Genomic DNA, 26,550 nt, shown 5'->3' with positions numbered 1-26,550 from the left:
GGCATTACATTTAGTTAAAGAGAAGAGCACTCTTGAAAATGTTTAAGGACTCGGTGGAATAAGTTCATCCAAATCTTTATCAGCCATCTGATCCAGTTCACTTAAATCAGTTTTAATTTTCCACTGACTTTCATCTTCAACTGGGGTGGGGAGACGTGCCTCTAACCAGTCACAAACAACATCTGGATTAAATTCAGGATGATTACACTGGATCACCCATGCCAAGAAGTCTTTGGCTTCACCATTCATATAAGGTGGTGGAGATACTGGAAAAAATAGTGTCGGTAAACGTTCGTTTGTAGATAAGTAATTCAGCACATGCCCAAGCTCTTGAACTGTTTGCCATGCCAATGGATGTTCGACATCAATATTGAATTTGAACCACCACGCATGTTGACCATCTGCACCATGTGCCACAATTCGGGATTCTTGCACACTCGGAACTTTACAGAAAAATTGATAGAGACGATCAAAATTCATTTCAGACACAGACATTGCCTCAAAACCAAAAAAATGATCTTAACATATCTCGATCTCTGATGAAGCCAGTACAGCTAATCCATTGAATAGGGCACTTAATCTGAAAAAATATTATTACAACAGATATGCTGATTTTTTATTCTAAAATAAAAGGATACTCTGATTTTTAGGGATATGCAGATGAAACAATCTAAATTTCATATCTATAGTTTGGTTGGTATCTTGAGTTATCTTCCTATTTTAGCTTATGCAAATAATTGGGGAGGATACACTGGTTCAGAACGACGTTCGTACCCTCAAACACCAACGTATCAGCAACCTGCACAAGATCCGTTTGCATTTTCAAATCAGCGCTATACACCCACTGCACCACCGAAAGGCTACTATTATCAGCCTAATCAAAATAATTATTATCCCTATCCGCATCAACGACCTGGTGTTCGGATTGAATATTATCCAGATACGCAATATGAGCACAGCTATCGTAGAGAGTCTTTTGTTGTTGGTAATGAATTACCGAGCGAGTTTCGTAGTGAGCGATATGTGATTCGGGATTGGGATAGCTATTCTTTGCGTGAACCGCCAAGAGGTCGCCATTGGGTGATGATTGACGGTCGTTATCTTTTGGTGACTGATGATAATTTTAGAATTGAAATTATTCGCTGATTTTCAGGTAATTTTCATTTCTTGGTTGAAAATAGGTTCTCCATATTTTCTTGGATTTTATTACAAAGCTTTGCAATGTCATTGGTTTTATTCATGGTTTCTCCTTGAGTTTCTCTTAATCTGATTTCAGATCAAAACTGAGGATCAAACAATGAAAAAGGCAGTCGTTTTACTCGTATCAACTTTAATGTTAGGTGTGTCAGCATCTGCTATGGCGGATTCAAATCGTTGGGATAATCACCATGATTACAAGCACCGCTATGATCAACGTTATGATCGATACGAGCATCGAGATCAACCACGTTGGTCAAATGGTGATCGTGGTAATCATTATGGTCAACGTATTAATTTTAAACGTGGAGAGCGTTTACCGTCAGAATATCGCAACAAACGTTTTATCGTGTCGAATTACCGTTATCACCGCTTATACACGCCACCTCGTGGATATAACTGGATGCAAGTTCAAGGTAAATATGTATTGGTGGATTCGAAATATCGTGTCTATCGCGTTGCATAATACGCATAATCAAAAGCAGGCATTCAAGCCTGCTTTTTTATTTAGGCCAATTCATCATCTTGAGGCTGTGGTGTTTTATTCGCAGGAAGTTGCTGTTCATGCTTTTTACCACGAATCACCGAAGGGTAGTGCCATGAAGCAAAACGAACAACAAGAATTGCCAAAGCCAAAATTAAGATTGATCCTGTAATAATGACCAAGTCCATCGAAGCTTTGTGATTGTGCTGAATATCTGCAATTAATAAACGAGTAAGTGCTGTAATTGCAACATAAATCAAGAAACGAACGGGCATATGATTGGTTTTAAAATAAATCCCGACCATTGCACCGAGTTCAAGATAGATAAATAACAATAAGATGTCATCAATCGTTGCGTACTGTTTAATGGTTAGAATCTCGATGACAGTATGAACGGCTGACCATGCAATCATACAGCCAATGATAAACAGCGCGAGATAATGAAAAGCTTCAACGGCATAGTGACCAAAGCGATCCAATAAACGCTCTAAATTTTCAAGTTTTTCTTTCGAGTTCGACATAAAGATTAGGCTACTCAATATAGGTATATGAGTTTGTTATGCAAATTTTATGCTGAATTTGTTGCAGTAATAAAAAACGGCCTAAATCGTTTGATTTAGACCGTTTTCAATTCAGAGCTTAGATTTAAGCTTGATTTGTAAAGTAGTCTTCGCTGAAGTTCATGATGAGGTCAGAACCAGCTTCAACTTTCTTAATGCGGGCTTCTAATTCTGGCAAGATACGAGTAACGAAGTACTGTGCCAATGCAAGTTTGTTTTGATAGAAGTCACCAGATTTGTCTTTCGCAGCAGCAGCAATTTTTGCGAACATATAGCTAAAGCTGAGTAAACCAACTGCATGTAAATAATCAACAGCAGCCGAGTTCGGGAACTCAATATTTTCAGCCGCTTGTTCAATAATGAATTGAGTAACAGCTTCAACTTCAGTAGCTGCATCTAAAGTCGCATCTTTGATGAAGTTCAAATCAGCATCTAATGTGTTTGCAAAGTCACGAATTTCAGCGATGTATTCAGCGATGAATGCACCACCATTTTTAATCACTTTACGACCAATTAAGTCTTGTGATTGAACACCGTTCGTTCCTTCATAGATTTGAGCAATACGAAGATCACGGATACATTGTTCCATACCCCATTCACGAATATAACCGTGACCACCAAATACCATCTGAGCATCTAGAGTTGCTTGGAATGCTGTATCAGTAAGGTACGCTTTTGCAATTGGTGTTAATAGCGCAACGCGGTCATTGGCTTTCTTCACAGCTTCAGCATCAGTTGAGAACTTCGTGATGTCGAGCTGTTGACCAACATACACCGCAAATGCACGAGATGCTTCATTGTTCGCACGGACATTAAGCAACATACGACGTACATCACCATGGACTAAGATGCTATCTGCTGGTTTATTTGGCGATTGAACACCAGAAGCACTACGACCTTGTAAACGATCAGTCGCATATTGTGCTGCATTTTGATAAGCAAACTCAGAAGCACCAAGACCTTGGATACCCATTGATAAACGCTCGTAGTTCATCATCACGAACATCGCAGCAAGACCTTCGTTTTCTTTACCAACGAGATAGCCTTTTGCACCGTCAAAGTTCATTACGCAAGTTGCAGATGCTTTGATCCCCATTTTGTGTTCAATTGAACCAGGGCCAACAGGATTGCGCTCACCTAAAGAACCATCTTCATTTACAAGGTACTTAGGTACGATGAATAAAGAAATACCACGAGAACCCGCAGGTGCATCAGGTGTTTTTGCCAATACGAGGTGAATGATATTTTCAGCTAAATCATTGTCGCCACCAGTGATGAAGATTTTAGTACCAGTGATGTTATAAGTACCATCTTCATTACGTTCAGCTTTAGTTTTAATAATACCTAGATCAGTACCCGCATGAGGTTCTGTTAAGCACATCGTACCTGACCATTCGCCAGAGTAGATTTTAGGTAAATAAGTTTCTTTTTGCTCTTGTGATGCATAGCTATTTAAAGCCATACCAGCACCAACTGAAAGAAGCGGGTAGAGCATGAATGATGGGTTTGTCGCGAATAACATTTCGTCAGAAAGTACCGTCAGCATTTTTGGCATTTCTTGACCGCCCCATTCTGCATCAGCACCTAAGCCGATCCAGCCGCCTTCAGCATATTGACGGAAAGCTTCTTTGAAACCAGCAGGAGTGAATACTTCACCATTTTCCCAACGTGCGCCTTCTTCATCACCCGTACGGTTTAACGGGTGCGTCACGTTTTGAGCGAATTTCGCCATTTCTTCTAAAATAGCTTCAGCAGTTGCAGCATCTACATGAGCAAGTTTCTCATTAGACTGCCAAAATTGTTCTGCTTTAAATACATCATTTAAGATGAATTTCATGTCTGCTAAAGGAGCATTGTAAATTGGCATAATCGTTCCCTTCTACGCACATGTCATGTGCAAAGTGATCAAATAAAACGAACAAATAAATGAATAGTGTAAATTTAGCATTGATTAAACAAAAAAAGGACGGTCAAAACTGACCAGTCCTTTTTCTGTGATGAACGTTGCATCTCATTCTAAACTATGTTTAGAAAGCGAAGTGTTCCGCATCAAGTTCAAACAATGGCGCTACGCCAGTTGAAAGTACGTCTACGTGAGAGCGAACACGTGGCAAGATCTTCTTGAAGTAGAAGCGAGCTGTTGTGATTTTCGCATTGTAGAAGTCAACTTCAGTTGAACCTTCAGCTAATTTTTCTTGAGCAACAAGTGCCATACGAGCCCATAGGTAAGCAAGCGTTACATAACCAGCGAAGTATAAGTAGTCAACAGCAGCTGCACCAACCTCATCAGGGTTTTGCATTGCACGCATACCGATTTGCATCGTGATGTCGCCCCATTCTTTGTTAGCAGCAGCCAATGGCGCGATGAACTCTTGCATAGCAGCATTGTCTTTGTTTGCTTCAACAAATTTATGGATGATCTTGGTAAAGTCTTTCAGCATCGCACCTTGAGTTTGCAATACTTTACGACCTAACAAGTCAAGTGCTTGGATTTCAGTTGTACCTTCGTATAAGCAAGCAATACGTGTATCACGTACGATTTGCTCCATACCGTGTTCAGAAATAAAGCCGTGACCACCAAATACTTGAACACCGTGTTTTGCAGATTCAGAACCAGTTTCAGTTAAGAATGCTTTCGCAATTGGTGTTAACAATGACAAGATGTTGTCTGCAAACTTACGCTCTTCTTCAGTTTCGCCTTTTTCAACGATATCTGCATATTGAGCAAGTAAGTAAACTAGTGCACGACCACCTTCAGCAAATGACTTTTGAGTTAAAAGCATGTTGCGAACAGCTGGGTGAACAATAATTGGATCTGCTTCTTTTTCAGGTGCTTTAGGACCAGAAAGTGAACGCATCGCTAAACGGTCTTTTGCATACGCTAACGCGCCTTGGAAAGAACCTTCAGATGCAGCAAGACCTTGTACAGCCGTACCAATACGTGCAGTGTTCATGAATGTGAACATGCAGTTTAAGCCACGGTTTTCAGGTCCAATTAAGTAACCTTTTGCTTGGTCAAAGTTGATCACGCAAGTTGCATTACCGTGGATACCCATTTTGTGTTCGATAGAACCACAACGTACTGAGTTGCGCTCGCCAACAGAACCGTCAGCATTTACATGGAACTTAGGTACGATGAAAAGAGAAATACCTTTAGTGCCTTTAGGTGCACCTGGTAAACGTGCAAGAACGATATGGATGATATTGTCAGCCATGTCATGCTCACCAGCAGAGATAAAGATTTTCTCGCCAGAGATTGCATAACTACCATCAGCATTTGGTTCAGCTTTAGTACGGATAATACCAAGGTCAGAACCAGCGTGAGATTCTGTTAAACACATCGTACCTGTCCAAACACCTGAAACAAGATTTGGAAGATAAGTTGCTTTTTGCTCATCAGAACCGTGATGTTCAAGCGTACGAACAGCACCGTGAGAAAGACCAGGGTACATACCCCATGACCAGTTTGCAGTACCAACCATTTCAGAGATCGTGATCCCTAAAGAGTTCGGTAATGCTTGACCGCCAAACTCTTCATCAGCAGAAAGAGAAGGGAAGCCTAGTTCGATATATTTTTGATACGCTTCTTTGAAACCTGTAGGCGTAGTTACAACACCGTCATTCCAAGTACAACCTTCACGGTCACCCACTTGGTTTAAAGGAGAAAGTTCATTCTCACAGAAATCTGCCGCTGCTTCTAAATATTGATCAACCAATTCACGGCTTACGGTGCCTTGAAATGCAGGAAGTTTTGCGTAATGTGCTTCAGCATTTAATAATTCGTGCAATACGAACTGCATATCACGTAAGGGTGCTTTGTATTGTGGCATAGCGGGTTCCTCAATACTGGTGAAACCAGAGTTAAAATCTTAGTCAATGATAAATGTGCCCAATTGGCACCATTTTGTACCGCTAATCGTGCAACAAGTTATAGTTCGGTACAAGCTTTTGCAGGTCATTTCTTAGTGACTGCGAAGTCAAAGTTTGTGATTTAACCTGTTTAAGCTCCTAGATTGTAGGTGTTTTTTTTCGAATTTACTTAAACAGCTTGTTGAAAATCGTAAGCAGCTGTGTAAATAAAAAAAGGCGCTAAAAAGCGCCTGTGAGGAAGATGAATATTAGGTTGTAGCGTTTGGCTGACGTTTAAATTGCGATTTATCTGGCGTAAAATGAACTTCACATGTACCTTCGATTACACGATTATTCCACTGAACATTCACACGTTCACCAATGCGTTTACCCTGACAAGCCTTTTCGATCTGTGCGCGTTGGGCTTGATGTTCTTGACGCATTTGTTCGCGTTGCTCTAATCGTTGTTCACGTTTTTCTTGCCACTCAGCACGTTGCTCTGGTGTAAGCGGTGCACGTTGCATATTATGGCGGTGATGATCGCGATTCATTGACTGTTCTGCTTGTGTTGTCGATTGACAAGCAGCTAAACCTAGAGCAGAACCGAGTAGAGTGGTCATTAATACAAGTTTTGTCTTATTCATTGTTTTATCCAGCGTGATCAGTTGTGATTCGATGGTTAAAGATTAGATAATAAAGATGAAGAAACAATGGAGAGTTTTTTTCGACCATGTTGGTTACAATCCATAAATAGAACAATATTGAGACTCCGCTTTTGAATGTTCGTCGTGTCCCTATCGCCCTACGCTTATTTTTAACGGTACTGCTGACAACTTTGCTGATCGCAACGATTAGCTTAGGTATCTTGCATTGGACGATGCAAAAGAACTTTGCTCGTTATGTTGCAGATGTGGAAATGCAGAAGTTAGACCGTTTAATTGCAAATTTAGGCAATGTTTACTCTGTTTATCATGACTGGGGCAATGCGATTCAGGCACAGATTTTACAAATTGAAGGAACTGCGGCGGCAGATGACTATGACCGCTTGTCTCAGTGGTGGTTACGCCGACAGTATGATATTGCATTACAACAACGTTATTTTAATGATCATACCTTACTCAGCTTATCTCCAACATTAGCGCAAAACAGTACAGAAATAAAAAGCCGTCAGATTTTTAATGAAGAAGAACTCAGAATTCTCAAGCAAAATTTGCCTTCGGAATATCAACCTTTTGAAGGCTTGCGCTTTCCTTTAAGTCAGAGCCAATTTCGTTTAAAGAAAGATACAAAAGAGAATAACAAACAAACGAATCAACTCAATCAGAATAATGAACACGGGAAAAAGCAGTTTGTCGCTATTCCTGATCGATTGGGTTTAAGCTCGCGTCTTTCTTTATATGATAATAGACATCAGTTTATCGTGGGGGAGCCTACAACCGATCAAATTTCTTATCGACCTATTATGGTTGGTCAAGAAATTGTGGGCTACTTAGGCTTGAAGCCTGTGCTTGATCAGGAAGATGCATCCAGTATTAATTTCTTTAGTAATCAAAAGCGCTATTTATTGCTTGTGTATGCCTTAACTGTACTTTCAAGTTTGGTTGCAGCTTTGCTGATGGCAACTTATTTCAAAAAGCCGATTCAGCGTCTCCTCAAAGCAACTTTGGAATTAACTCGAGGTAACTATCAACATCAAGTTGTGATTAAACGGAATGATGAACTCGGTGATTTATCAAATCAATTGAATCATTTAGCTGATATTCTACATCAGCATGAAGAGTCTCGCCGTCAGTGGGTGGCGGATACTTCACATGAGTTAAAAACACCATTGGCAGTGCTGCAAGCTCAGATTGAGGCGATGCAAGATGGGATTCGTAAAGCGACACCTGAGCATTTGGATGCAATGATGCGTCAAGTAAGCAGTTTGAAGAAGTTGACACAAGACCTTGCTGATTTGGCGCAAGCAGATGCTCAACAATTGAAGTGTTATTTCTCAGAAGTTGACCCGTGGGATGTCGTTGTACAAGAGGTTGAAAACTTTAGATCAACCTTTGAACAGCACCAATTAGAGGTTTCTTTATCAGGTGAGGGTGCCAAACTTTCATTAGATCGAGATCGTTTGAAGCAGATTATTGTCAATTTGTTAGGTAACTGTGTTCGTTACACTGAGCAAGGTGGAAAAATACAGATTCACACTCAACAAAATGATCAACAATGGATACTGTATGTTGATGATAGTCCATATGGTCTGAGTGATGAGCAACTGACACGTTTAGGTGAACGTTTCTATCGTGTCGATGATTCTCGTACACGTAGCACAGGCGGTACAGGTTTAGGTTTAGCATTGTCATGTAAATTAGCGCAAGCCTTAGGTGGTTCACTGAGCTTTGATCATTCACCACTGGGTGGATTGCGTTGTGTATTGACTTTTCCAAAAGCAAATTAAATATTGATAGATCCTCTAGTGTTGAGGATGATAAATAGGAAGAACACCATGAAACATATTATGTTGGTTGAAGATGAAGTTGAACTGGCACAGTTGGTTCGTGATTATTTAGAAGCGGCTGGTTTTGAAGTCAGTATGTTTCATGATGGGCAAGATGCGTATACCCAATTTCAGCAACGCAAACCAAGTTTAATGATTCTGGACTTGATGGTGCCTCGTATGGATGGCTTGACCATTTGCCGTAAAGTACGAGAGCAGTCTGATCTACCGATCATTATGGTGACTGCACGTACTGAAGAAATTGATCGTGTTTTAGGTCTAAATATGGGAGCCGATGACTATATCTGTAAACCATTTAGCCCTAAAGAGTTGGTTGCTCGAGTGCAAGCCGTTTTACGCCGTTTAGAGCGTAAAGCTGAACCTGAGCAAAATGACTTATTCCGTATTGATAAAGCGCAACAACGTATTTGGTATCAACAAAAAGCACTGACATTGACGCCAACAGAATTTCGCATTCTAGAATTGTTCTTAGAGCATTTGGGACAAGTGTATTCGCGTGCACAGTTACTCGACCATATTAATCCTGACAGTTTTGATGTTGCGGATCGCGTGATTGATAGTCATATCAAAAACCTTCGTCGTAAGATCTCTGAAGCGGCAGATACGGGTAACCGTCATGAGTGGATTCAGGCGGTTTATGGTGTGGGTTATCGCTTTGAATATCCTGATGAGTAAGTAACTTTGTTTTATCCTGTGGATAACCACAGTGTTATCCACAGAAAATGTGGATAGTTTCTTAAAACTTTTGTAGAAATTATCTACTTTTATGCTCTTTAGTTAAAAACAGCAGTTATCGATTTTTAAATATTACATTACTTTACAAAAGCTTATGGTAAGTGAAAAGGGCTGTTGAAGACATCTACATACCTTGGAAGTTATCCTCTGCATAAGCCTTATACGGTTTAATAAAGCGGTTCATCCCCAGTAGACAGATATTAGTTCTTTAGGATTATGGATGAATGATGATAGGCGTATTGTTCTTAACGAGTTGCCAAATTTCATCCATATCCGAATTTGTAACAGCAATACAGCCTAATGTCCAATCCTTGCGCGGCATATATGAAGCGCTACTTGGAAATGAGGTTGCTCGCTTTGGGACAGTGCCATGAATCATCACATCGCCACCTGCAGATTGATTATGTTGTTTGGCATAAGCCGCATCATTTGCGTTGGGGTAGGAGATATGCAGTGACTTGTAGAAAGCACTTTCTGAGTTACGCCAATCGATCGTATACGTTCCTTCAGGTGTTTTACCATCACCTTCAAATTGTTTGTGCCCAATTGGATCAAAGCCTAAGCGAATAGGATAGCTTCGGATAACTTCTTGCTGATGTTTCAGTTGTAATAATCTTTGATCTTTAAACACCTCAATCGTGGTGACTGGTTTGTTTTTGTTTAAGCTTTCTATTTCTTGGGCTGAAAGGGCTTGATGTTTTGATACAAAAGTTGGAATAAACTTTTCATACTTATAAAAAGTAAATCCGCTTAAGATGACAATGATGATAGTTGCAACAAAAAGCCCTAATTTCATATTGATCCTCGTAACTTAGGATGAGCAACTTACAGAAATTTCAGGTACATCACTTGGTAATGGTGCAGTGTCCTGTTCAGTTTCCAACTCTAGTTGTCGGGTATAGGGTTGATTAAGCAACTGGAATAAACGTTCAACCTCACTGAAATCTCCACGTTCGGCTTGTTCAATTGCTTTTTGCGCCATGTGATTACGTAAAATATAGTGTGGATTGGCTTGTTGCATGGCTTGGTCTAATGCGAGCGTATCTTGATGTTCACGAATCTGTTGATATTGATGAATAAACCCATCAAATTGACGTAAATCTAAGCAATCATCACGAAGTGCTTTATATTCTTGGTTTTGTAAACGAAGAAAGCTCTGAGTGTAGTCGAGTTGTTCTGTTTGTAAGATTCGTAAAAATGAAAAACTACAATCTAAGCTATCCTTATGAAAATGAGGAAGCCCCATCTTTTGACATAAACCTTGTCCATAATGTTCTAAAAAAATAGGTTCGAACTGTTCTAAACATTTAGCCAAATCAAGTTTGAATTGCTCTTTTTGTTCAGCTTCAGCCAAAGGAATGAGATTGTTTAACCAAGTCCACAGATTCCAGTGGCCAATACTTGGCTGATTTTGATAGGTATAACGACCTTGGTAATCTGAATGATTGTTGATCCAATTAGGGCGGAAACGTTCCATAAAACCATAAGGACCAAAATCTAAAGTAGAACCTGTAATATTTAAGTTATCTGTATTCATCACACCATGTGCAAAACCGACCAATTGCCATTTGGCAATCATAATCGCAGTCCGTTCAATTACAGCTTGAGCAAAAGCAAGCACTGGATTTTCAGCTTCTAAACATGCTGGATAATGCCATTCGATGCATTTCTGAGTAAATTCAGCCAATAGTTCAGGTGCATATTGGTTAATCCATTCAAAATGACCTAAGCGAATATGACAATCCGAAGTACGTAATAGCATGGCACCGAGTTCTAAGGTTTCACGTTGGACACCTTGGCTTGAGGTTATAAAACCAACGGCATGACTTGATGCAACACCAAGTGCATTGAGTGCATGACCTGCCAGATATTCTCGGATCACTGAGCGCAGTACTGCACGCCCATCTCCCATACGTGAGTAGGGAGTAGAACCCGCACCTTTAAGATGAAGATCAATCGTTTGACCTTGCGTATTGAGGATTTGTCCAATCAATAGACCGCGACCATCGCCCAGTTGTCCTGCCCATTGCCCAAATTGATGCCCTGCATAAACCATCGCTAAAGGTGGAAATTCAGCAAAGGTTTTTTGGCCACTACAAATTTCAACCCAGTTCGCTTTGTCTTCTTCACTCCATTGCAATTCATCTGCTAAAGCTTCATTGAAATGACCTGCTTTTGCACCATACAAAGGGCTGGGTTGCTGTAGATGATAGAGCTTTGGATTCAGAGCGTTGTAGCGAGGATTGAATTGCATAACTGAAATATCTTGGGAGGGGAATGTGTTGACTATAACAAATTTTAAGCTGAGCAGCGATGAAGTCAGGAACTGCAAAGAGGCATCAGTAGGCGTAAAAAAAGGCCTCATTGTGAGACCATTTTTTAACTATTGAGTTTATTCAGAAACAGGTGCTTTTTTAATATTACGCATCAATGTTTCTAAGCATTCACGATGATGAGCAAGTCTGTGTTCAAGCAATTGGAAATCAACTTTCAGTTTATGATCCATTTGATGAATTTTCTCAGCTACAGCTGCTTTTTTCGCTTGAATTTCTTGCTCTTTCAATTTAGCCCAATCATTTAAGGTATGGGTAAATGCTTCATATTCTTGCGCAATACGTTGCTTCATTTGAACGATGTCAGTATTTACATCGTGCCCATAAATTGCCAAATCTTGTTCAGCATATTTAAACTTCATCGCAAGTTCGGCTTTTTTAATATTAAAGCTTGGAATACGACGTAAGTTTTTAGCTAGACCGAGCTTAGAACTCGTCCAAATCAACCATTTTGTTGGGTCATATTGCCACCATTTTACCCCATTACGATAGTCGTATTGGAAAATGTGGTGGTAATTATGATAACCCTCGCCCCAAGTGAGGATGGCGAGAATAAAGTTATCACGCGCCGTATTTTCATCTGTATATGGACGTTTGCCCCACATGTGGCAAAGCGAGTTGATGAAAAAAGTCACATGATGGCTGATGAATAAGCGAACCAAACCACCTAGAAGTAATACGCCCCAGATATCGCCTACAAGCCAACCAATAGGTAATAAAATACCTGCATGGACAGCGATGACGAGTGGAACGTAATATTTATCTTGGAACATCACTAACTTGTCATTTAACAAGTCTGGTGCATTTTTATAGTTTGGTTCAGCGGCTGGATAGTTACGTAACATCCAACCCATATGCGCGTACCAAAAACCGTTATTAATTGAATAAGGATCTTGGTCGACATCATCAACATGACGGTGATGTGTACGGTGACCAGAAGCCCAAAACAGAATGCTGTTCTGAACTGCAAATGTACCTGCGATCATCAATAAGATTTTAAGAGGTAAAGCTGCTTCATAAGCACGATGTGCCCATAAGCGGTGATAGCCTGCAGTAATACCTAAACTGCTTATACCCAGTAAGACAAACATGCTAATCCATGCGCCCATACTGAAGTCATGATGATAGGTATAGATTGGAATAGAAATTAGTGCAACAATTGGTAGAAATACCAAGGCAAAAATCGCAATCCAATTAATGGGTGCTTTCTTGAGTGGGGCGGAATTCATATCCGGCAGCGCTCCTAATAACCTTGTTTGCACAAGATAATAAAACTAAACGAGATAGCAAAACCAATCATGACGATATATTGCTATGTTATCACTGATATTAGCATGCCCAGATTCATTAGCACTAGTATTATTGTACAGTTGTATCGAAAGAACAGTAACAGAATTCATTTGTTAGCTTGATCAATGAATTAAAAGGTGAAATAAATCAATGTCTGAGCAATTTACCGTGAAAAATCCTATTTTCTCCAAGAAGGCATTTTTTAACAAAACTTTCATATTATCTACTGTTGTGATGCTTGCGGCTTGTCAAAGCCAGCCATCAAAAGTGCAAAAAAATACCTTACAGCCCAAACGAGTAACTCAGTTACCGAGTATGCAAGTACGTAAAAGTACTGATGGCGTTCAAGATGTCGATTGGCAAATTACCATGATTCAAAACAAGCGGGCTTTGTTCTTTAATCAGTATCCAAGCTTTTCTCTGAACTCGGTATCAAAATTGGTTTCTGGGCATACGGGATGTAATAACCTTTATGGACGTTACACCTATGACTTTGCTCAAAGAAAGCTTGATTTTGATGTCATGGCGGGGCATTACAGTTGTAATAAGGCTTTAGCTCAAGAGGCGGATCTTATGGATGCAATACAACGTGTTACACGCTTCCAATTTGATGGAACAAATTTATATTTGTTAGATGCTAAAGGGCAGAGATTAATACAAGCACAGCGTAAAAAGTAAAAAGAAAGGCAGAATTTGTTCTGCCTTTCTTATAACTGAAGGTGTTGTAACATCGTTGTCGGAACATCTGTAATTAAACCTTGGATACCGAGTTGTTGGAGATGTTTGGCTCGATCAACATCATTCACAGTCCATACGCTGATTTCTAAATTAGCTTGCTGAGTTTGGCGAATGATGTCATCTGTAGCAAGTTGATCTTTCCATCCAATTCGACAACAGCCATATTGATGTGCAAGTTCAATTGCATATTCTCCGACTGGTATTTCGATCAGCAAGCCTCGTTTAAAATGGCTTTGCTGTTGGGTGAGAGCAGCTAAAATTTTGATATCAAAACTGGTAATTGTTGCTGTTTTTTCAAAGCCTTTGAGGTCTTGTTGTAATTGGTGAATTAAGCGTTTGGCAGCAGCCTCATCCGAGACAGCTTTCACTTCAACTTCGATATGCTCAAAGTCAGTTAAGCAATCTAAAACGTGGGGAAGATTAGGGGTGTATTCTTCAAATGCCCACGCATGCCATTGATGGCGATGATCGAATTGTTGTGCTTCAAGTAAATTACAGTTTTCAACATGTTGTGATCTGCCCGTGGTACGAACAAAATCATCATCATGAATCACAACCAATTGGTCATCTTTGAGTTGGCGTACATCAAACTCAACTGCACGTATGCCTAAATCATGCAGGTAACGAAAGCCACCTAACGTATTTTCGGGAGCCTCACCCCGTGCACCACGATGACCAATAATTTGCATTCGTTATCTGCCTTTTAGCTTATTGTACGTCAATGCTGTCATTAATATTTTTTTGCCACAGAACTTCACTACCACCTTCGGCACGTTGTAAAGCACGCGAAGCAACAAATAACCAGTCTGATAAACGATTCAATAATTGTAATGCGGTTGCTTGAATATTTTGGTCTCGATTCTGTACAGACATTAATGCGCGTTCGGCGCGGCGGCATACGGCACGTGCTTGATGAGCATAACTACAAGCCAAGCTTCCTGACGGTAATATAAATTCTTTGAGCATTGGCAAAGATTCATTCATTTGATCGATTTCTTTTTCAAGAAACTCGATACAGACAGGTTGGAGCAGGTGATAGTTTGGAATACACACTTCACCACCAAGATCAAATAACCAATGTTGAATTAGGCTTAGACTTTTATCCCAATCGGCTTTATTTTTAATTTGAGATGCGCTGATTTGTGCTCTTAATACGCCAATAGTTGCATTGAGTTCATCAACGTCACCCAAGGCGGTAATACGCAAATCATCTTTGGCTACACGAGAACCATCTCCAAGACCAGTCGTGCCAGAATCACCAGTACGTGTATAGATTTTGCTTAAACGATGTCCCATTGGGTTTCCTAAAAATAAAAAGGGGATAATGTCGGTCAAAACATTACCCCGAAAATGGAGTTAAGAAAATATTTTTGTTATTTGTTTGCGCGATTAATAACGGAAAGTTACGCCAGCAGAAGCTTGACGACCACCGTTGATGTAATACACACCATTACCGTTATAGGCTGTTTTGTAATTTACATCCCCAATGTTTTCAATATTTGCAAACAGCTTGATCATCGGAATCGGCTGCCAATAAATATTTACATTTGTTGAGACATAACCTGGTGTAATTGTTTGTGGAGCATTTGCAGTATCCGCAAAATCTTTTGAATCTGATTTAGCAACTACTGAAGCTGAAACACCATATTCTCCATCATCCCATCCAGTTGTTAGGGTTAGGCTTTGACGAGGTCGACGGGTTAAATCTTTTTTGGTTTCATCATCTTTTGCTTGTACATAGGCATAGGTTGTACTTAAAAATAATTCATTTTGCTGCCATTTGAATGATGCTTCACCACCAGTAAAGGTTGCTTTCTTAATATTTTCAAGTTTTCCAGCTTTGGAACTAATTAAATTGTCAACTTGATTGCGGTAAATAGATAAACCAAGATTAATATTGTAGTTTAACTTTTGATCTAAACCAATTTCATAAGAAAAACTTTCTTCTGGTTTTAAGTTTGGATTAGCGCCCCATGGTGTTGCATATAAGTCATTGGTTGTTGGTGCACGGAATGCAGAACCAATATTCGCGTAAACGCTTGTTAGAGGTAATATTTGATAACGAATAGCCCCTTGACCAACAGTATGAGTACCAAACTTATCATTATCTTCTAGACGAATACCAACTTGTGTATCTAAACCATTACCTTGGTATTGATGTTGGACAAAATAGCCAGTGGAGTTAACCTTTTCATCGTAAAGAACGTCGACTCCTGGATAAAATACACCCTCCCATTCATAACCTTGTCCTTTAGAAAAAACATTTCCTTTAATATCTTTGTATGTTGAACCCACTAAAATATTTTGAGCAGGTGTCATTTGCCATTTCGTATAAAGTTCAGCTTCTTGTGTAGTACTGTAAACATAGTCTGGTGAGTTATTTTGATTCAAATCATCTTTGAACTGAGATAAGCGAGCGTGAATAGCTACATTATCAAGAATATTTACACGACCTTTTACATTAATGACTTCATTTTTGAAGTCTTGAGAAACTAAGTTGCCATAGTTGTCATAGTCACTATAGCCTTCGTTTTCACTATAATCGACAGAAGCTGCAAATAGCTCTTTTTCAACACCGATTTTTGCGCTATAGCCTTTTTGATCAAAACTCGCTTTTTTATTGTCTTTTGCATCAGTGACTGGTGTACCGTCAGTTTCTAAGCGTTGTCCACGAATTTGAGCATAAAAACCATTTTCAGCGAGATCTGCGCCAACAACTGACTTATACGTTTTATTTTCGCCAATTTCCCCAGTTATGAATGCTGAAGTTTTTTCTGGAGTTTTTGAGATAAGCTGTACTACACCACCAATTGCATCTGCACCATATAGAACTGATGCTGGGCCTTTTAAGACTTCAATTTGTTTAATATCAGTTGTATCAATAAATGGTAATGATGCTGCACCAGATGTATTTGAGTTAAGACGAACACCATCTCTTAACAGCAATGTATGGTTAGAGTTAGTTCCGCGTAAAAAAATAGAAGCTGATTGACCATAACCGCCGCTTTGTACCATGTTGATTGAAGCATCGGTTTCTAATAGTTGTGGTAAAGAAGCAATTGGCGATTGTTCGAGAATCTTTGGTTCAATAATATTGATACGCGCTGGAACTTCGCTGATTTTCTGTTCACTACGAGATGCTGTCACAACAATCGTATCAAGCGTTGCTGTTTTTTCTGTTGATTGATCTTGAGCAAAAGCTGGTGAAGAAAACCCCATCGCAATAGCGATAGCACCAACTAAACGAGTTGGTTGAAAAACTGTAGACATGATGTCGCTCCAGACATTCACCCATCGTGAATGTTAATGTGGAAATGAACAACAAGCAGGTCTCCGGACTTCACTATATCATCACAATGGTGATGCTATTAATCATCTTCCCACATCGATCCGACGCAGTGATTTGGCGTTGAGCTTGATTAATAATTCGGTGTTACCGTTGCGAGGGCAGTGTTGGATTCTCACCAACTTCCCTATAAGCAAAAGAATTTGCTTTAGACTTGTTGCGATATTGCGCGCAGTATAAAGTGTTAACGTTTTTTAAACAATCGCATTTCGAAATGAACTTTGCCCCAAGTGAGTCAAATTGCATTACAATGCGATGGTTTCAAAATATTCATTTTAAATTGGACACATCATGCGCCAATCTCAAATGCGAACTCGCGCCAAGATTTGTGGAATAACTCGAGCACAAGATATTCAAGCTGTGGTGCAGGCAGGCGCAGATGCAATCGGTTTTGTATTTTTCCCGCCTAGTCCTCGCCATGTCACTGTTGGGCAAGCGCAATCGTTGGCAAAACATATTCCGCCTTATGTGCAATTGGTGGGATTGTTTGTAAATGCTAGTGCTGAAGAAATAAAAACGGTGCTTGATTCAGTTCCGTTGGATGTATTACAACTACATGGTGATGAAACACCTGAACAATGTCAGCAGATCGCAGAATCATGTAAACGTCGTTGGTATAAAGCAATTCAAGTGAAATCTGATTTAGATGTAGTGGCAGAAGTTCAACGCTATCAATCGGCTGGTGCCAGTGCGGTATTGTTAGATGCATGGCATCCTGAGTTAAAGGGTGGAACAGGGCATCGCTTTGATTGGAACAAATTTCCTAAACTTGAAATTCCACTAATTTTGGCAGGTGGCTTAACACCTGAAAATGTGAGTGAAGCTATTGATACTACAGCAGCTTTTGCTGTGGATGTCAGCGGAGGCGTAGAGTCCGCAAAAGGTATAAAAGACCAACAACTCATTGAAAAATTTATGCAAGGAGTCCAACGTGGATCAGCAAAATAACGTGATTGACTACACCCAGTTTCCAGATGCTCAAGGGCATTTCGGTATTCATGGTGGACGTTTTGTGTCAGAAACGCTAATGGCTGCACTTGAAGATTTAGAAAATCTTTATGGTCGTATGAAAAATGATGCTCAGTTTTTGGCAGAGTTTGATCGTGATCTTGCGTTCTATGTTGGTCGTCCTAGTCCACTTTATTATGCTGAACGATGGTCTCAGCACCTCGGCGGTGCGCAAATTTACCTGAAACGTGAAGACTTGAATCACACGGGTTCACACAAAGTGAATAACACGATTGGTCAGGCATTATTGGCAAAGCTATCAGGTAAGAAGCGTATCATTGCTGAAACAGGTGCAGGTCAGCATGGTGTGGCGACGGCAACCATTGCAGCACGTTTGGGTATGGAGTGCGTGGTGTACATGGGCGCTGAAGACGTAAAACGTCAAGCGATGAATGTATATCGTATGCGTTTGCTTGGTGCGACAGTTGTTCCTGTACAAAGTGGTTCAAAAACATTGAAAGATGCCATGAACGAAGCAATGCGTGACTGGGTCACCAATGTTGATAGCACTTATTATGTGATTGGTACTGTTGCTGGGCCACATCCATATCCTCAGCTTGTTCGTGATTTCCAATCAATTATTGGCCGTGAAGCACGCCGTCAAATTCAGGAGCAAGCAGGTCGTTTACCTGACGCATTGGTTGCTTGTGTTGGTGGTGGTTCAAATGCGATGGGCTTGTTCTATCCATTCTTGAATGATCAAGATGTGAAAATGTATGGTGTTGAAGCAGCGGGTTACGGCATTGAAACTGGTAAACACTCTGCGCCATTAAATGCAGGTCATGTCGGCGTATTACATGGTAACCGTACCTACTTGATGTCAGATGAGCAAGGCCAGATCATTGAAACACATAGTATTTCGGCAGGTCTAGACTATCCGGGTGTTGGTCCCGAACATAGTTTCTTAAAAGATATGAAACGTGTTGAATATGTGCCAATCAATGATGACGAAGCGCTACAAGGTTTCCGTGATCTCACTAAGATTGAAGGGATTATTCCTGCACTTGAAAGCTCACATGCCATGGCTTATGTCACTAAACTTGCGCCAACCATGTCTAAAGATCAAATCATCATTGCAACCGTTTCAGGTCGTGGTGATAAAGACTTAATGACGGTTGCGCGTATTGATGGCGTTGAAATGGTTGAGATGTAAGTTTTCACAATGCCAAGTTTGTTTATGGTGATGTTGGGTGGCCGACATGCAAAAGCCAATACTGAAGTTCATGATGTAGTAATGGCAATAGGTGAAACACTACCTGAAATCATGCCACAGTTAAAACAAGCTTGGTTTGGTGAGTTGAAAGGATTGCATATTGATGCTTGGGCACAGTTTACAGGTGTGCAATCGCAAGGTGTGAAGTATCAAATACATTTTTCTGATGCAGCGCCGTCAGTTTCGGATGAAAAATTGTATTTGATCAATTTGGGTGGATATGTCCCGAATATTTTCGGTGAGTTACATAGCTATCATCTTGTCGTGGCTACAGATTCAACAAATGCAAAACAGCTCGGTAAGCAATATATCGAGCAACACTGGCATAAACCGCATACAGACCGTGTCGTTGATGTAGATGATTGTATTGCTATCGATCATGTAGCAGGTCGTTATATCCAGTTGGTTCAAGGTGAGTTTAACCCGACCATTTGGGAAAATACTTATCTCACCATAGGTTAAAAGCTCAATAAAAAAGGGAAGCAAAAGCTTCCCTTTTTTTACTCACTATTTTATTGAACTAACTTGATTCGATTGGTATTTGGTACCGTAAGCGGAGAGTTTTGAGTAACATATTTTTCCAATGCATCAATATCTTGACCGCCACCAATTGGGTTCTTACCATCTTTTAGAACAGTAAAGTTATCACCGCCATCTGCAAGGAAGCTATTTACGGTCACACGATAAACTTTTGTATCAACAAGTGGTTGTCCTGCGACCATGACAAGACTTGCACGCGGTGATACTGAACCATCTTTGTTGTATGAATAACTAAACTCTTTCGATGGTTGCAAGATGCGGACAGTTGCTGCATTTGCGCCAGACCATTGTTGCTCTAATACATCACGAATTTGTTTACCGGTAAGGCTTAAAGTCACTAAGGAATTACCAAATGGTTGTACCGTAAATACGTCGCCGAATGTGATTTGATTATTAGTGTTAATGAGTAGATCAGCACGTACACCGCCTGGATTCATTAAGGTGAAATCAGAACCTTGATCACTTGCAGCTAACGCAGCGGCTTGTTGTGCATCCGCAATCAGATTTCCTAATGCACTTTCGCCACTTTCAGTTGCAGTACGGCTAATTACACTGTTCGCAGTACCGACAACGCGAGCAGAGATAGTCGTTACTGCTTGGCGATATTTATCAAGTATGGCTTCGATGCTCGGCGTTTTATTGAATTTTTCATAAAGATTAGTCAAATTTACCGTATTTGAACCAGAGGTATACGCTTCACTTTGAACAGGAACTTGAGAGGCATCTTTTTTGATCACATCACCTGTTTTTCCATCCAATTCCAGTTGAATATTGGTAATCGCCGTGCCGTATTGACCCGCTGAGGTGAGTAAAAATGGTTTTTGCGGATTTTTGGTTGCGTAATCGCAAATATAAGACTGATGTGTGTGACCAGACACAACAACATCTACAGCTGGATCTAAGCGATCTAAAATTCCCAACAGAGGCCCACTTAATCCATCACAGGTTTTGCTATTAAACTTGGTACTTGGCGCAACCCCTTCATGCACCACAACGACAATGGCTTCAATACCTTGTTTCTTTAACTCGGGAACTAAAGCATTGACTGTATCGGCTTCATCATGAAAATCAACATCTTTAATACCCGCAGCAGAAACGATGCTTGGGGTTGCTTTTAAGGTCATACCGATAAATGCAACTGGTATGCCACCATAGGTTTTGACTTTATATGCAGGAAATAATGTTTTACTTGGATCTGCTTTCATCGAAACGTTGGCAGCCAAAAAGTTGAATTTTGCACCCTCAAAGTGTGGGTTGATTTGACATGGTTTAGCACTGGTATATTGCTCACATCCACCATTTTGTAAACGACGTAATTCATCTGTACCACGGTCAAATTCATGATTCCCCACGGCATTAAAATCAATATGAATATCATTCATGGTTTCAATGGTTGGTTCGTCTAGGAATAGCGATGAGGTGAGCGGGGAAGCACTAATTAAATCACCAGCAGAAACGACAGCATTATTTGGATATTTAGCACGGAGTTTATTTATTGCATCGGCAAAATAACTTACCCCACCCACAGGGATTCGTACTGATTTACTGGTATCTGTTGGATCTTCTGCTTCAATATAGCGTTTCGGTGGTTCTAAGTTTCCATGAAAGTCATTGAATGCAATGATGTTAATACTTTGATTTTGGCGTTCAGCAACAGGTGGTTGATTGTTACTATCATCGTTATTGTCGTTGCATGCCGTTAAAGCTAAAAGCATTAAACATAATGCTTTTGTTTTGAATATTGTTTGAAGAGTCATATTTTTATCAACTGGTATAAGATTGTTTTTAAAAATAAAGTGTTCGTATGAATCTTTGATGAAAAAATGGACGACAGCTACTCGTGAATGCTGTCTGAAGAAATGGTGAATCACGCTCAAATTTTGTATAAATTTTATTCTTTTAATGGTGTTAATCTTCTGATTTACAGACTATTATTGGCAAAGATTTAAACAATCAGTCATGGAATGCTTTGAAATGGATTTGATACAAGTCAATGGTCAGCCTCGTTATGGGCGTTTTGACCACGTACCATCACGAATAAATCTAGATGACTATATTTATAAAACACCTTATGGTCAGATACTTAAAGGCTGGCGCAAACAACTTAAATATAAAAAATTTAAATTTTGTGGCTTACAACATGAGCATTTCAGTATTGGCATCGCGATTGTCGATCTATCATGGGCAGGGCATGGTTTTTTCTATGTCTATGACCATCTCGCTAAAAAAGTAATTGAATGGAATGCAATTCAACCGCTTGCTATGAAAACGCAACTGGATGAACAACCATTATTTAGTCAAAGTTATTTCAAAAAGTCAGCTTATCAATTCGATATGCAACATGCCAATGGCGTGCGATACATTCAAGTTACTAAGCATGGTGAAATTCAATTAAAAGCACGGATTTTTTGTGCGGGTACGGATGCCTTAAGTTTATGTAGCCCGACAGGTATTAATGGTTGGACTTATACTCAGAAGCAAACCACATTGGCTGTTGAGGGTTTTTTTATCAGCCCAGATCAACAACAGATTGAATTTAATGCTCATAGCCTTGCAGCACTGGATGATACTTGTGGTTTTCTTCGCCCTGAAACGGCTTGGTTTTGGTTGTCATGCCAATTTATAGATAAAAATGATCGCCGTATTGGTTTAAACCTTGCATCTGGCGTGAATGAAAGTTTTGGTAATGAAAATGCGCTGTGGGTCAATGGACGTTTGTATCCACTGACTGATGTTCTATTTGAACAACAAAGTGAAATGACATGGTCGATTCGTTCATTAGGCGGATGTTTAAACTTGATGGTGGAAACAGGGTGGTGTCGTTTTGAAAATATTAATTTACGGTTGATCGGCAGCCAGTTTAATCAATGGCAAGCCAAAGTCAGCGGTACGGTTGCGCATGAACAGGTGGAGTTAGTGACCTTAGATAATGAATATGGCTTATTAGAACAGCATTATGCGAAGTGGTGAGTAAACAAATAAAAATTTCCTATAGCCCCTCTTTAAAGAAGAGGGGAACCATTGAGGAACTAAAATGCTTAACTGAGTGGTATTACTGATATAGAGGGGATTTTATTTTAAGTAAGTTAAAGTCCTGCTTGCCAAAAAGCTTCACCCGCAGCAATTGGATCATTGGTCTTGGCTAAAGTATCAATCCAAACATCATATTGACGAATGACAGGATGTTGATTTGGATGGAAATCCTTTTTAAACCAATCGCTATATTGTGCTCTTTTTGCAGTCAAAATACCGTTACGACCAAAGAACCACGGCAAGCCTTTACGTGCCATATCAAAACGCTGTCTCAAGTTGAAACCATCGGTTTTGAGCATCACATCAGTACGATATAGAGTAAAACCAAACATCATCACTGTCGTGAAAACCAAAGCAAAGCGACGGGTTGCTTCAGGTACTTCACCGACTTCGCGCATTACATCAAAAGCCACATCGCGATGTTCCATTTCTTCAATCGCGTGCCAAGCGAATAGTGCTCTTACATAAGGATCAGCCTCAGCCAAAGTTTCTTTTTTACTATAAAAAGTATCTGCCATCAGTGCAGTTAAGTGTTCGGCTGCAGCGGTCATCGCAATATTGTATTGAGCTGAACGGTTTTTTAATTCAAATCTAAAAATCTTTTTCAAACGCGTGGTGAACTGATCAACAGGCATGCCTTGTTCTTTCATGATCTGATTCATTTTGTCATGGGCAATACCATGCTGTGCTTCCTGACGAATGAAGTCAGCGACACGTTCCTGTAACTCAGGATCATTAATTTTGTCGCGGAATAAACGCACGCACTCAATAAAATAGCGTTCGCCATCAGGAAAGGTGAGACTTAATGCATCAAACATACGTGTGCGGAAAGGATCACCGCCAAACCAAAAGCGAGGTGCTTGATCGAGGTGAAAATCTAATTTGGTTCTAACAATTGGATCAACTTGATAGGAAACATGTGCATTCATCTTTGCTATTCCTTGTCTTTTTCATGAACTCAGTATGAAAAAAGTTCAACAAAATGTTTTGACAGTTAAAGCCAAGTTTTATACAAATAACGACATATCAGGGATGAGATTGGCGTATGTCAGTTAAAATTATAATTGGATATTTGCGGCTATTTAATCGCGTTTTACAACAAGAACAAATTGATTTGTCAAAAGTTGTTTCGCCTGAGCTTTGGCATGCTTTCCAAAACTGTCTAGAAAACCCTGATGAACAAGACTTTGACGTTGAGCGTTATGCTTTATTGTTACAAGCCGCTCAACCACATTTCACACGACCGATTACGCTGGTTTTAGCTGAACATGCCAATTTGCAAGATTTAGGATTGATGGGCTATTTGGCATCGACTAGTTTTGATTTGCAGCAAGCTTTGCAATTGTTACAACGTTACTATTCTCTTGTTTTCAAACAAACCAATTTAGAGCAACTCAATGTTCAGCAACTACCTGAATATATTCAAATCGTTTGGAGTGCATCTTATCCTGACTATCGAGAAATGTATGAGCTTAATTTGGCGTTGATCTTTAAAATTGCTCAGTCGATTGTGTTAGATCATTTAGCGCCACCACAAATGATTCAGTTTGGATATGCACCGCATACATCGCTATATCATTTCGAGCGTTTTTATGGCTGTTCTATTCAAGTTCAAGCTGGACAATATGCGATACGATTTTCCAACCAGATTTTAAAGGCCAAAAGTATTGCGGCGGATCAGCAGTTGAATCAGGTGTTGTCGACACAAGCGCAGCAGTCATTGAGTCGGATTAGCTCGATTGAGATTCAGCAACAACAATTCAAACAAAAGATTTTGACTTATATTGAGCAAGGTTTAGTACAACAAGAAGAAGTGTTACAGAGTTATGTGGCTAAGCGATTGTATTGTTCTGAAAGAACTTTACAACGACAACTCAAGGTGTATCAGCTTAATTTTCAGGATATTCTGGATCAATATCGTTTGGAGCAAAGTAAGCTGTATTTACAACAAGGAAAATCACTTTCTGAAATTGCGGAACTTTTGAATTATGCGGATCAAAGTGCTTTTGGTCGAGCATTTAAGCGTTGGACAGGGTATACGCCGAAACAGTTTTTAAAATCTCTTTAGATTTGAAATCAGACTGCTAATCAAACTTTTAATTCATAAGTGAGTTTAACTAAGGTCGTTCAATTGATGAATAATCAGATGGGTTAGATTTTTCCTTATTTTTCAAGGATGAAAAGGAACAAAAACCCTCTGTTGGACTAGCGGTTCGTCCTGAGCAAATTTTAAAGCACTGCTTTAAAATGCAGCGTAAGGCAAGTCCAACGGGTGACATCCATGTCGCCCGTCACGATAGTAGATTGTTGTCTAAATTAAAGCGTTATTAAGAGTAGAATTTGATCAGTAATTCAAATTTTCTATTGGTTTTTTAAACGTGGATAATTAAATGCGATTGCGAAAATTGCAAAGATAGCCAAAATCCAACAATAGTAAATATGTCCAATGAGTTCAACAGGTGAGAGTTTAGCAATTGAACAAGCAAGTAGAAGTTGAGCGCCGTATGGGATCATTCCTTGCACCACACACGAGAAAATATCAAGCAATGCTGCACTACGTTTAGGATCAACGCCATATTCTTTAGCAACTTCTCGTGCCATGTCACCTGAAAGAATGATCGCAACGGTATTGTTGGCAACAAATAGGTTAGAGAAGACCACGAGGAAGCTGATTCCAAACTCGCCAGCACGTTGTTTGCCAAATTTAAATAACCGTGTAATCGCATAAATACGTTGAATCAGCCACTCTAATCCGCCTTCTTTTTGCATCAGTGCTGAAAGCCCGCCAAGTAGCATAGAAAGTAATGCAACTTCGAACATGCCAACAAAACCGTCATAGATACTGCTATTGAGTTTTGCAAGATTAAATTCAGGCAGACTCACTAAACCAATCGCACCAGACAAGACGACACCAACCATTAAAACGGCTAAGACATGCAGACGAGTAAATGCCAGAAAAAATACAGCGAGATAAGGCAAAATCAACCAAATATCAAAAGGTTTAGATTCAATCGGATTGGCTTGATGACTCAGTGCAATATAAACCCCGAGTGTGATAATCGCCGCTGGCAATGCGATCCAAACATTGACTTTAAATTTATCTCTTAATTCAACATTTTGACTGCGTGTTGCTGCAATAGTCGTGTCTGAAATCATCGATAAGTTATCACCAAACATTGCACCACCAACCACAGCACCGATTGCATAGAGTGGGGTAATATCTGTTGCTTGTGAGAAACCAAAGGCGATGGGCGCACAGGCTGCAATTGTTCCCATTGATGTTCCCATTGCGGTTGCAATGAAAGCGGCAATGATAAATAGCATCGGTAAGACATATTCGGCTGAAATCAAAGACAGCCCAAGCTGAACCGTGGCATCTACACTACCAATCGCGCCTGATACGCTTGCAAATGCACCTGCCAGCATAAACACCATAAACATCAATATGAGATTAGGGTGACTCGCACCTTGTAGAAACTCTTCAATTGCCGCATTTAACTTATGTTTATACAGCAGTAATGCCAAAATGACAGCGGGTATCGCCGCTACAGGAGCTTTGACTTGATAAAACGCAAATTCAGTCCCTATCATTGAATGATATAGACCACTCCCGAGAAAGATGATCAAAAATACCAATAGCGGCAACAAAGCAAGCGCATTGCTTTGCACTTTTTCCTGAGAGTGGGCAGACATAAAAATAAAAAGAAAACTTAGAAAT

24 protein-coding genes and 1 riboswitch are annotated in these 26,550 nt (G+C 39.9%); of the genes, 10 read left to right on the top strand and 14 right to left on the bottom strand.

Translation table 11 applies throughout. From position 1 onward, the window contains the following. Positions 1–42: 42 nt before the first annotated feature. Complete coding sequence (locus F959_RS02640) at positions 43–489, bottom strand: hypothetical protein (protein WP_004877301.1); 447 nt, start codon at positions 487–489, stop codon at positions 43–45. A gap of 171 nt (positions 490–660) precedes the next feature. Between F959_RS02640 and F959_RS02635 the strand changes: the two genes are divergently transcribed. Together F959_RS02635 and F959_RS02630 are read left to right on the top strand one after the other, a co-directional pair. Next, positions 661–1,146 (top strand): RcnB family protein, encoded by a 486-nt coding sequence (locus F959_RS02635; RefSeq protein ID WP_004877299.1) that lies wholly within the window; start codon positions 661–663, stop codon positions 1,144–1,146. Between the two features lie 151 nt (positions 1,147–1,297). Further along, positions 1,298–1,663 (top strand): RcnB family protein, encoded by a 366-nt coding sequence (locus F959_RS02630; RefSeq protein ID WP_004877296.1) that lies wholly within the window; start codon positions 1,298–1,300, stop codon positions 1,661–1,663. 41 nt (positions 1,664–1,704) lie between these two features. Here F959_RS02630 and F959_RS02625 read toward each other — a convergent pair whose 3' ends face one another. The 4 genes from F959_RS02625 to F959_RS02610 all read right to left on the bottom strand — a co-directional run bounded on the left by F959_RS02625 (position 1,705) and on the right by F959_RS02610 (position 6,734). Continuing rightward, the gene (locus F959_RS02625; RefSeq protein ID WP_004877295.1) at positions 1,705–2,202 is read right to left on the bottom strand and encodes a phosphate-starvation-inducible protein PsiE; all 498 of its coding nucleotides are present in this window, start codon (positions 2,200–2,202) and stop codon (positions 1,705–1,707) included. 124 nt (positions 2,203–2,326) lie between these two features. Further along, positions 2,327–4,108 carry an acyl-CoA dehydrogenase C-terminal domain-containing protein gene (locus F959_RS02620; protein ID WP_004877291.1) on the bottom strand — a complete coding sequence of 594 codons (1,782 nt, stop codon included), beginning with the start codon at positions 4,106–4,108 and terminating at the stop codon, positions 2,327–2,329. Positions 4,109–4,268: 160 nt separating this feature from the next. Then, positions 4,269–6,071 carry an acyl-CoA dehydrogenase C-terminal domain-containing protein gene (locus F959_RS02615; RefSeq protein ID WP_004877288.1) on the bottom strand — a complete coding sequence of 601 codons (1,803 nt, stop codon included), beginning with the start codon at positions 6,069–6,071 and terminating at the stop codon, positions 4,269–4,271. Positions 6,072–6,359: 288 nt separating this feature from the next. Then, positions 6,360–6,734, bottom strand: coding sequence for a hypothetical protein (locus F959_RS02610; RefSeq protein WP_004877287.1), 375 nt, complete (start codon positions 6,732–6,734; stop codon positions 6,360–6,362). 131 nt (positions 6,735–6,865) lie between these two features. On the opposite strand from F959_RS02610, the gene baeS reads away from it, so the two are divergent. Together baeS and F959_RS02600 are read left to right on the top strand one after the other, a co-directional pair. Beyond that, a complete protein-coding gene (gene baeS / locus F959_RS02605) occupies positions 6,866–8,536 on the top strand; it encodes a sensor histidine kinase efflux regulator BaeS (protein WP_004877285.1) in 1,671 nt (556 codons plus the stop codon). 48 nt (positions 8,537–8,584) lie between these two features. Continuing rightward, the gene (locus F959_RS02600; protein ID WP_004877282.1) at positions 8,585–9,271 is read left to right on the top strand and encodes a response regulator; all 687 of its coding nucleotides are present in this window, start codon (positions 8,585–8,587) and stop codon (positions 9,269–9,271) included. Positions 9,272–9,545: 274 nt separating this feature from the next. Here F959_RS02600 and F959_RS02595 read toward each other — a convergent pair whose 3' ends face one another. The 3 genes from F959_RS02595 to F959_RS02585 form a co-directional block, all read right to left on the bottom strand. Beyond that, entirely contained in the window at positions 9,546–10,127 is a 582-nt protein-coding gene (locus tag F959_RS02595; protein ID WP_004877280.1) for a L,D-transpeptidase family protein, read from the bottom strand. 15 nt (positions 10,128–10,142) lie between these two features. Continuing rightward, positions 10,143–11,585 carry a protein adenylyltransferase SelO gene (locus F959_RS02590; RefSeq protein ID WP_017196695.1) on the bottom strand — a complete coding sequence of 481 codons (1,443 nt, stop codon included), beginning with the start codon at positions 11,583–11,585 and terminating at the stop codon, positions 10,143–10,145. Positions 11,586–11,723: 138 nt separating this feature from the next. Then, a complete protein-coding gene (locus F959_RS02585; RefSeq protein WP_004877277.1) occupies positions 11,724–12,893 on the bottom strand; it encodes an acyl-CoA desaturase in 1,170 nt (389 codons plus the stop codon). Between the two features lie 211 nt (positions 12,894–13,104). Here F959_RS02585 and F959_RS02580 point away from each other — a divergent pair, with 211 nt between their 5' ends. Next, complete coding sequence (locus F959_RS02580; protein ID WP_004877275.1) at positions 13,105–13,632, top strand: META domain-containing protein; 528 nt, start codon at positions 13,105–13,107, stop codon at positions 13,630–13,632. A gap of 29 nt (positions 13,633–13,661) precedes the next feature. Here the strand turns inward: F959_RS02580 and F959_RS02575 are convergent, their stop codons facing one another. The 3 genes from F959_RS02575 to F959_RS02565 all read right to left on the bottom strand — a co-directional run bounded on the left by F959_RS02575 (position 13,662) and on the right by F959_RS02565 (position 16,962). Further along, positions 13,662–14,381, bottom strand: a complete 720-nt coding sequence (locus F959_RS02575) for a glycerophosphodiester phosphodiesterase (RefSeq protein WP_004877273.1) — start codon at positions 14,379–14,381, stop codon at positions 13,662–13,664. A 19-nt stretch (positions 14,382–14,400) separates the two neighbouring features. Then, positions 14,401–14,988 (bottom strand): cob(I)yrinic acid a,c-diamide adenosyltransferase, encoded by a 588-nt coding sequence (locus F959_RS02570; RefSeq protein WP_004877271.1) that lies wholly within the window; start codon positions 14,986–14,988, stop codon positions 14,401–14,403. A 93-nt stretch (positions 14,989–15,081) separates the two neighbouring features. Then, positions 15,082–16,962: a TonB-dependent receptor plug domain-containing protein gene (locus F959_RS02565; protein WP_004877269.1), complete on the bottom strand. Its 1,881-nt coding sequence runs from the start codon at positions 16,960–16,962 to the stop codon at positions 15,082–15,084. 37 nt (positions 16,963–16,999) lie between these two features. Next, positions 17,000–17,211: riboswitch (cobalamin riboswitch) on the bottom strand. A 118-nt stretch (positions 17,212–17,329) separates the two neighbouring features. On the opposite strand from F959_RS02565, the gene F959_RS02560 reads away from it, so the two are divergent. Genes F959_RS02560 through F959_RS02550 form a run of 3 tightly spaced genes read left to right on the top strand, consistent with a single transcriptional unit; the run spans position 17,330 to position 19,721 of the window. Continuing rightward, on the top strand, positions 17,330–17,986 hold the full coding sequence (locus tag F959_RS02560; RefSeq protein ID WP_004877268.1) for a phosphoribosylanthranilate isomerase: 657 nt from the start codon (positions 17,330–17,332) through the stop codon (positions 17,984–17,986). Continuing rightward, positions 17,970–19,199: a tryptophan synthase subunit beta gene (trpB, locus tag F959_RS02555; RefSeq protein ID WP_004877265.1), complete on the top strand. Its 1,230-nt coding sequence runs from the start codon at positions 17,970–17,972 to the stop codon at positions 19,197–19,199. Before F959_RS02560 ends, trpB begins: the two co-directional genes overlap by 17 nt. Before the next feature lie 9 nt (positions 19,200–19,208). Then, on the top strand, positions 19,209–19,721 hold the full coding sequence (locus F959_RS02550; protein ID WP_004877263.1) for a DUF1543 domain-containing protein: 513 nt from the start codon (positions 19,209–19,211) through the stop codon (positions 19,719–19,721). 50 nt (positions 19,722–19,771) lie between these two features. On the opposite strand, the gene F959_RS02545 is transcribed toward F959_RS02550, so the two are convergent. Then, positions 19,772–21,556, bottom strand: a complete 1,785-nt coding sequence (locus F959_RS02545) for a bifunctional metallophosphatase/5'-nucleotidase (protein ID WP_004877262.1) — start codon at positions 21,554–21,556, stop codon at positions 19,772–19,774. 217 nt (positions 21,557–21,773) lie between these two features. On the opposite strand from F959_RS02545, the gene F959_RS02540 reads away from it, so the two are divergent. Beyond that, positions 21,774–22,769, top strand: a complete 996-nt coding sequence (locus tag F959_RS02540) for a DUF2804 domain-containing protein (protein WP_004877259.1) — start codon at positions 21,774–21,776, stop codon at positions 22,767–22,769. 116 nt (positions 22,770–22,885) lie between these two features. Here F959_RS02540 and F959_RS02535 read toward each other — a convergent pair whose 3' ends face one another. Beyond that, positions 22,886–23,761 carry a metal-dependent hydrolase gene (locus F959_RS02535; RefSeq protein ID WP_004877257.1) on the bottom strand — a complete coding sequence of 292 codons (876 nt, stop codon included), beginning with the start codon at positions 23,759–23,761 and terminating at the stop codon, positions 22,886–22,888. A 116-nt stretch (positions 23,762–23,877) separates the two neighbouring features. Here F959_RS02535 and F959_RS02530 point away from each other — a divergent pair, with 116 nt between their 5' ends. Continuing rightward, complete coding sequence (locus F959_RS02530; RefSeq protein WP_004877256.1) at positions 23,878–24,900, top strand: AraC family transcriptional regulator; 1,023 nt, start codon at positions 23,878–23,880, stop codon at positions 24,898–24,900. Positions 24,901–25,193: 293 nt separating this feature from the next. Here the strand turns inward: F959_RS02530 and F959_RS02525 are convergent, their stop codons facing one another. After that, entirely contained in the window at positions 25,194–26,525 is a 1,332-nt protein-coding gene (locus F959_RS02525; protein WP_004877254.1) for a Na+/H+ antiporter NhaC family protein, read from the bottom strand. Between the last annotated feature and the right edge of the window lie 25 nt (positions 26,526–26,550).

It is taken from the genome of Acinetobacter venetianus RAG-1 = CIP 110063 (assembly GCF_000368585.1).
Lineage (GTDB): Bacteria > Pseudomonadota > Gammaproteobacteria > Pseudomonadales > Moraxellaceae > Acinetobacter > Acinetobacter venetianus.
This window is presented reverse-complemented; position numbering and strand designations above follow the sequence as displayed.